At 58.9% G+C, this 7,039-nt stretch carries 7 protein-coding genes; 3 read left to right on the forward strand and 4 right to left on the reverse strand.

Features of this window, described 5'->3' with window-relative positions; genetic code table 11:
- Positions 1–130 precede the first annotated feature (130 nt).
- The gene (locus tag QBL02_RS04955) at positions 131–1,072 is read left to right on the forward strand and encodes a DMT family transporter (RefSeq protein WP_282725245.1); all 942 of its coding nucleotides are present in this window, start codon (positions 131–133) and stop codon (positions 1,070–1,072) included.
- Here QBL02_RS04955 and QBL02_RS04960 read toward each other — a convergent pair.
- The 3 genes from QBL02_RS04960 to QBL02_RS04970 are packed head-to-tail and all read right to left on the reverse strand — an operon-like array spanning position 1,054 to position 2,801.
- Positions 1,054–1,407: a GntR family transcriptional regulator gene (locus QBL02_RS04960; protein WP_282725246.1), complete on the reverse strand. Its 354-nt coding sequence runs from the start codon at positions 1,405–1,407 to the stop codon at positions 1,054–1,056. The genes QBL02_RS04955 and QBL02_RS04960 overlap by 19 nt on opposite strands.
- The gene (locus tag QBL02_RS04965; protein ID WP_282725287.1) at positions 1,404–1,892 is read right to left on the reverse strand and encodes a hypothetical protein; all 489 of its coding nucleotides are present in this window, start codon (positions 1,890–1,892) and stop codon (positions 1,404–1,406) included. The genes QBL02_RS04960 and QBL02_RS04965 overlap by 4 nt, the downstream gene beginning before the upstream one ends.
- 42 nt (positions 1,893–1,934) lie before the next feature.
- Positions 1,935–2,801 carry a M15 family metallopeptidase gene (locus tag QBL02_RS04970; protein WP_282725247.1) on the reverse strand — a complete coding sequence of 289 codons (867 nt, stop codon included), beginning with the start codon at positions 2,799–2,801 and terminating at the stop codon, positions 1,935–1,937.
- A gap of 90 nt (positions 2,802–2,891) precedes the next feature.
- Here QBL02_RS04970 and ilvD point away from each other — a divergent pair, with 90 nt between their 5' ends.
- Together ilvD and QBL02_RS04980 are read left to right on the forward strand one after the other, a co-directional pair.
- A complete protein-coding gene (gene ilvD, locus QBL02_RS04975; protein ID WP_282725248.1) occupies positions 2,892–4,742 on the forward strand; it encodes a dihydroxy-acid dehydratase in 1,851 nt (616 codons plus the stop codon).
- Positions 4,743–4,889: 147 nt separating this feature from the next.
- Positions 4,890–6,698, forward strand: a complete 1,809-nt coding sequence (locus QBL02_RS04980; protein WP_282725249.1) for an InlB B-repeat-containing protein — start codon at positions 4,890–4,892, stop codon at positions 6,696–6,698.
- Positions 6,699–6,832: 134 nt separating this feature from the next.
- Here the strand turns inward: QBL02_RS04980 and QBL02_RS04985 are convergent.
- Positions 6,833–7,039 (reverse strand): alpha-isopropylmalate synthase regulatory domain-containing protein (locus QBL02_RS04985; RefSeq protein ID WP_282725250.1); only part of this gene is annotated, 207 nt, incomplete at its 5' end.

Here is a 7,039-nt window from a genome sequence, read left to right on the forward strand (position 1 = left end):
ATCAGCCATTGTGCGGCCTGAAGCCGCCCAGGGCGGGGGCCCGACCCAATTGTGTGTGCTTTGCACAGCACGTTGGATCGGGCCCTTTCTACTGCACTTTTATCGCGCGGCTGCAGCTTAGACTGAGCGAGTGAGCACAACGCGGTCCATCTCAGTTTTCGGCTTTCTTTTGGCAGTCGGCTCTGCCGCGAGCTTTGCTCTCTCCGGGATCTTCGCGAGTGCACTCATGGATGCCGGTTGGACTCCCGGCGCTGCGGTGACGGCCCGTATCTCACTTGCGGCACTAGTACTGCTGGTGCCCACTCTGCTCATGCTGCGCGGTTCCTGGGATCTTGTGCGCAGAGCATGGGGCTCAGTGCTCATATTTGGCGTGCTTGCTGTTGCCGGCTGTCAGCTGGCCTATTTTCTTGCGGTGCAGTTTATTCCGCCATCCCTTGCGTTGCTGATTGAGTTCACGGGCCCTGTGCTGCTGATGTTTTGGTCGTGGCTGCGCACGCGAATCGCACCATCTGCCCTCACCCTCGTTGGCGCAGCACTTGCTCTCATTGGCCTCATCGCTGTCTCCGGCGCTGTAGTTTCAGGGGGTTTGCATCCACTGGGGATTCTGTTTGCGCTGATCGCTGCCGTTGGCAATGCAAGCTATTTTGCGATGGGCGCGAAGACGGACCACGGGATCCCGCCGATCCCTTTTGTGGGCCTTGGTCTCGGCGTTGGTGCCGTGATTCTGATCCTTGCCGGAGTCACCGGCCTTCTGCCCTTTGCGGCAAGTAGCGCGCCGGGAGTGGTTGCGGGCCAATCGTTCCCAGCCTGGGTGATCGTGACCGGCATGGTGCTGATCTCAACCGTGCTCGCCTACATTCTTGGCGTTGCTGCCTCACGCAGACTCGGGGCCACGGTTTCGAGTTTTACTGGCTACTCTGAGCCGCTCTTTGGCATCTTGTGGACAATTCTGCTGCTGTCAGTGCTGCCAACAGGCATGCAATGGCTCGGCGCAGCCTTCATTATTGCGGGGGTAGCCACGGTCAGAATTGGAGAGCTGCGTTCGGCAACACGTCAGATACGTTCAACGTAGCTGGGCAGATCTGCCTTTGGCACGCCGATCGCGGCCATCGCAGTTACATAGTCTCGGGTCAGTTCAAGTGCTCGAAGCTGCTGCCCAGCATCGTCGAGGCGTGATGAAACCACTGTGCCGTTGCGGCCAAGAGTCTGCACGAATCCGGCTGCTTCGAGTTCTTTGTAGCTGCGAGCGACCGTGTTTGCTGCGAGGCCGAGCTGAGCGGCCAACGCGCGTACCGACGGCAGTTTGGTTCCCGCGGCGAGTTCGCCGCTCACAATCTGCGCGATAAGGCTCTCTCGAAGCTGCTCAAACGGCGCAGTTGCAGCGGCAGTGTCGATTGTGATGTTCAAGCTGCACTCTTTTCCGGTCGCCGGTAAGCGTCACGCATGTGATCGCTCGTCAAAAAGTCAGCGATACCGATCATGATCAAGCTGAAGATAATCTGCTCTGTGATCATCCAGGCCGGATAAAGGCCGGGAATCGCGGCGAGCACGAGAGTAATCACCGGAAAAATCTGAGAAAACAGGCGCAGCCTCGAATAGGCCCAGATCCAGCCTTTGGCAGCGCGCCAGGCAAAATAGAACAGCGTTGCAGTCATGCCGAGCACCACAAGCGTGCGCATCCAGACCGAAAACGGCTGCGGTTCACCAGAGAGGGTGAGCGCAAGCGCAATCACCACAGCTGCAACACCTATCAGCAACTCTGCAGCAAGCAGCCAGGCGATCCAGGTGAACGCACGTTTGGTTTTGGGGTGGTTCCTGGACTCATCTGAAATCGAGACGCCTGCCTGTCTGCCACCCGCAATGCGATCAAGCCGCAGCAAGAACTTCTCTATACCCACAGGCTGATCCTAACCCGCGACATCCCCCGGACAGGGCTAACGCACAACGAAGTTTTCAGGGATCGGGTTGTCGCCCAGCGTGAACGAATAGTGCCACCATTCGAGCGGATACTGTGCGAACCCGTGTGCAGCCATCGCGTCATGCAACAACCGCCGATTCTCCATCTGCGCTTCGCTCAGCCCAGCTGCGTCATAGTGCGAGATCTCGCCAAAGAAATCGAAAGCGCCACCCATATCAAGCGGCTCACCGCTGCGCTGATCAACCAAAGTCACGTCGACCGTACCGCCAAGCGAGTGACCAGATTTCTCGGCAATGTATCCGAGTTGAAAAAGACCTGGCTTCTCAAGCCCCGGGTAATACTCTGCCATCGTCGAAACGTCAGCGCTGTTTGACCAATCAACAAAAAAGCTCACCGCGCGCGTGGGCCGAAAAGCGTCGTAGATCAAGAGACCGTACCCTGCCGATTCAAGATCCTCTTGCACCAGCGCTAACGCCTGGGCGGCTTCGGTTCTCATGATTGCGGCATCAGTGGACTCATACCCGTCAACGATTTGACCGGTGAAATTGTCGGTTGTGGCATAGCGCAATTGCACTTCAATTCCGGGGGCGAAGTCACGCACATACGAGAACCCTGCTGGCAGATGGTTCGATTCACTCGGTTGAGCGATTGCCTCACGGCCCTGCTGCTCTTGCTCGGCAGTGCCTGATCCCCCGTCTACCGGTGTTGGTGGCGCAGTTGAAAACGCAACAATTACTGACATTGCTGCCAGAGTTACCGCGGCCACCGCCGCCACCCAGACGCTCGCTGTGCGCAGTGCCGAAGGCCGTGAGGCTGGCAACACCGCCAAAACCACCACGAGCGCGGCAAACAACACAATCAGCGCTATAGCGAAGCTAAGCATGACCTCTCCATCTGCAAGCACACCAAAAAGTGCGTCCCCTACGCCACCAATGCGACACGCGCAGCATACATCACAGAGTAGATTGGAGAAATGGTTGCATATCGCTCACACACGGTCACTCACGGACGCAATATGGCAGGAGCGCGAGCTCTTTTTCGCGCTGCCGGTGTGAATGGTGCTGACCTTGGGCGCAAACCGATCATTGCCGTAGCAAACTCGTTTACCGAGTTTGTGCCGGGTCACACGCACCTTGCCCCGGTCGGACGAATCGTCTCAGACGCGATCCTTGAAGCTGGCGGTATTCCGCGCGAATTCAACACCATCGCGGTCGACGACGGCATCGCAATGGGCCACGGCGGCATGCTCTACTCGCTCCCCTCGCGCGACCTGATCGCCGACTCGGTGGAGTACATGGTGAACGCGCACTGCGCCGACGCCATCGTCTGCATTTCAAACTGCGACAAGATCACACCCGGTATGCTCCTCGCGGCACTTCGCCTGAACATTCCTGTGGTCTTCGTTTCAGGTGGACCGATGGAATCGGGCCGCGCAGTGCTGGCAAACGGCATGGTGCGCACCCTCGACCTGGTTGATGCGATTTCGGACGCGGTAAACGACAACATCTCCGACGAAGACATGCAGCGCATCGAGGAATCAGCCTGCCCAACCTGTGGCTCGTGCTCGGGTATGTTCACCGCAAACTCGATGAACTGCCTCACCGAAGCAATCGGGCTTTCGCTGCCAGGCAACGGTTCAACCCTCGCCACGCACACCGCACGTCGTGCCCTGTACGAAAAGGCTGGCGCCCTTGTAGTTGATATCGCAAAGCGCTACTACGAAGACGACGATGAGACCGTGCTGCCACGCAATATTGCGACGCCTGAAGCATTCGGCAATGCGATGGCCCTCGATATCGCAATGGGCGGTTCGACCAACACTATTCTGCACCTGCTCGCAGCAGCACACGAAGCAGGCGTGAAGTTTGGCCTTGATGAAATCGATGCAGTTTCACGCCGAGTGCCATGCCTCGCAAAAGTTGCGCCAAACGTAGCCAACGGCAAGACCTACTACATGGAAGACGTGCATCGTGCCGGCGGCATTCCCGCTCTTCTTGGCGAACTGCGTCGGGGCGGCATGCTCGATGACAATGTGCATACGGTGCACGCACGCACGCTTGGCGAGTGGCTTGACGAGTGGGATGTGCGCAGCGGAACCGCAAGCGAAGAAGCTTTTGACCTCTGGCACGCTGCCCCCGGCGGCGTGCGCTCATCGACCGCGTTCTCGCAGTCGGAGCGCTGGAACTCACTCGACCTCGACCAGGAGAACGGCTGCATTCGCTCGGTTGAGCACGCCTATTCGAAGGACGGCGGCCTCGCTGTGCTGCGCGGAAATATCGCCGTTGATGGCGCAGTGGTGAAGACTGCTGGCGTCGATGAGTCGATCTGGACCTTCTCAGGCCCAGCCGTGGTCTGCGAATCACAGGATGAAGCGGTTGAGAAAATTCTGAACAAGAAGGTTGTCGAGGGCGACGTCGTGGTGATCCGCTACGAGGGACCAAAGGGCGGCCCTGGCATGCAGGAAATGCTGTACCCAACCTCGTTCTTGAAGGGCCGCGGCCTTGGCAAAGCCTGCGCGCTGATCACCGACGGCCGCTTCTCGGGTGGCACCTCGGGCCTCTCAATCGGTCACGTCTCACCAGAGGCGGCAGCTGGCGGCCTCATCGCTCTCGTTGAAGACGGTGACATCATCTCGATCGATATTCCAACCCGAGCGCTCACCCTCGACGTACCGCAGGATGAGCTCGATCGCCGCCGCGCAGAGCTTGAGGCCAATGGCGGATACCGTCCGAAAAACCGCGTGCGCGAGGTATCAGACGCACTGCGCGCCTACGCCGCGTTCGCCCAGTCGGCCGACAAGGGCGCGGTTCGTATCGTTCCTTAAACCTGCAACATCCAGAAAGGCCAGGAGCACCCGGGATATACCGGGTGCTCCTGGCCTTTCTGCCAAACTCGGAGACTTGGTATACAATCCCTTAAAGCCCCCCGCTAATTGAGGTACCGCAAAGGTATCGCTACTGAGGAGGGGAGCATGCGTCTCAACACACGCATACTCGGAGCAGCTACGGCACTGGTCCTGGCAATGAGCGGAGTCGGTTTCGCCGCCACACCAGCGTTGGCAACACCAGACTCCGACCTCTTCCCCACCGTCGAAGATGGCCCAACGGTGGTGACAAACATCACCTCACCAGCTGGTGCGCAAGCCGCAGCTCTGCTTGTGAATTCACCGGGAACGACATTGCCAGCTGGCACCGCTCGGGTGCTGCACGGGGAATACGTGAATCAGCTCAGCGAAGACGTGTGCGTCTTCGCATCAGCGCAAAGCGTTGGTTACTTTGCGATGACCGGTACGGGCGTGGCAAACCTGACAGTGATCGAATCCGAAGGTCTGCCCATTCCCGACGGGGTGTTGCCCGTCACCGGCGCAACCTCGCTCACTCGAAACTACCCAATCTCAACCGAAACCGGTCCTTGGGAGTGTGACTTTGGCACACCGCTGGCCGCTGGTGCAACTCTTCCATACTCGGTGACCGTTGGCGTGCCGCTCGGCGGCACCACCATTACAGCGACAAACCTCCGCGTGACCGTTCGTGTGGAGGTCGCACGGCAGCCGCCAGGTTCGTGGGATGACAATGACTACAACTCGGGCTTTATGTTTGGCCCCTTTTCGATCAACGCTTCGGCTCCACAAAACAGCTTGGGGTTCAGCCGAATCGTTTCAGATCTGGCAGCTGTAACCGGTGAAGCCGCGCTGATTAGCGGCCGTGCAATCGGCGGAAACGGCAGCATTGTCAATAATTTCGCATACCCGGTTCGAGTGAACTTTACCGGCTTTCAGAGCAGCGGCACACTTGGCAGATTTATCGTGTCAGACCTCACCGGTTGGACGGACAATATTCGGCTCGAACCTGGCGAAAGCACGCCAACCTTTTTCATGGCATTCGGTGCACCAAACACCATCGGCAATGAAATACGTGGCACCGAGGCGACGATCCAATTCGTATGGGCCGTCACTCAGGTCGGTGATCTCTCCACCGTGACATTTACAGCTGTTAACGGCACCTGCACCATGCCAGACCAAACTGCAGATACACCAACCGCGTTGCTTCCAAGTGACTGCACCCGAACCGGATACACCTTCGCGGGCTGGAACACTGCTGCCGATGGATCAGGCACAAGCTACTCAGATGGCGCAATCTTCTCCTTCGGTGCAGACACCACACTCTTCGCCCAATGGCAGCCCATTCCGTCCCCGCACACAGTCACATTCAATGGGAACGGCGGCACCTGCACCATGTCGAACCAAACTGCAGCTGCACCAACCGCGCTGATTCCAAGTAACTGCACCCGAGTGGGGTACACCTTCGCTAACTGGAACACCGCTGCAAACGGTTCCGGCACCAGCTATGCAGACGAGGCGGTCTTCCCCTTCGGCGCAGACACCACACTCTTCGCCCAATGGCAGCTCATCGCGCCAGCACACACAGTCACGTTCAATGCGAACGGCGGCAGCGGCAGCATGGCGAATCAGAGTGCAAACGAGGCGACCGCACTCCTTGCGAATTCATTTAGCCGCATCGGGTACAGTTTCACCGGTTGGAATACCTCGGCAGATGGTTCGGGCACCGCGTTTGCGAACACAGCAGTCTTTTCCTTCAGCAGCAACCTCACGCTCTACGCTCAGTGGGAAAAGGATCACGACGGCGGCGGTGGCGGCGACCTCGTGAACACTGGCGGCGCTCCGATCCTGGGTTTCCTCTCCAGCATTGGCGCACTCCTACTCGTCGGCGGCTTCGGCTTCCTGCTGGCTAAGAAGCGCCGTCACCGCGAAGAGGCCTGACAACAGACCGTTTCGGTTGAGAACTCGGCGGATGTCGTTCTCAACCGGAACGGTCTGTGTTGTTCGGGTTGACGCTCGGGTGGCCTTGCGCTCAGGATCCTGGCGCTAGATGCCATACGCCTAGGCGCTAGGCGCTAGGCGCTAATGAGCGCGTGCCTGCTCGCCCGGTTCACCGCTGAACCCACGGCTTTGCACGCGGCATGCACGGGATCTCGGTCGATGCCGACGCCCCACAAACGCTGCCCATCAACCTCCAAATCCACATACGCAGCCGCAACCGCATCACCACCACCACTCATCGCATGCTCCACATAGTCATACAACCGCACCACATGACCCGC

This window comes from Leucobacter sp. UT-8R-CII-1-4 (assembly GCF_030010235.1).
GTDB lineage: Bacteria > Actinomycetota > Actinomycetes > Actinomycetales > Microbacteriaceae > Leucobacter.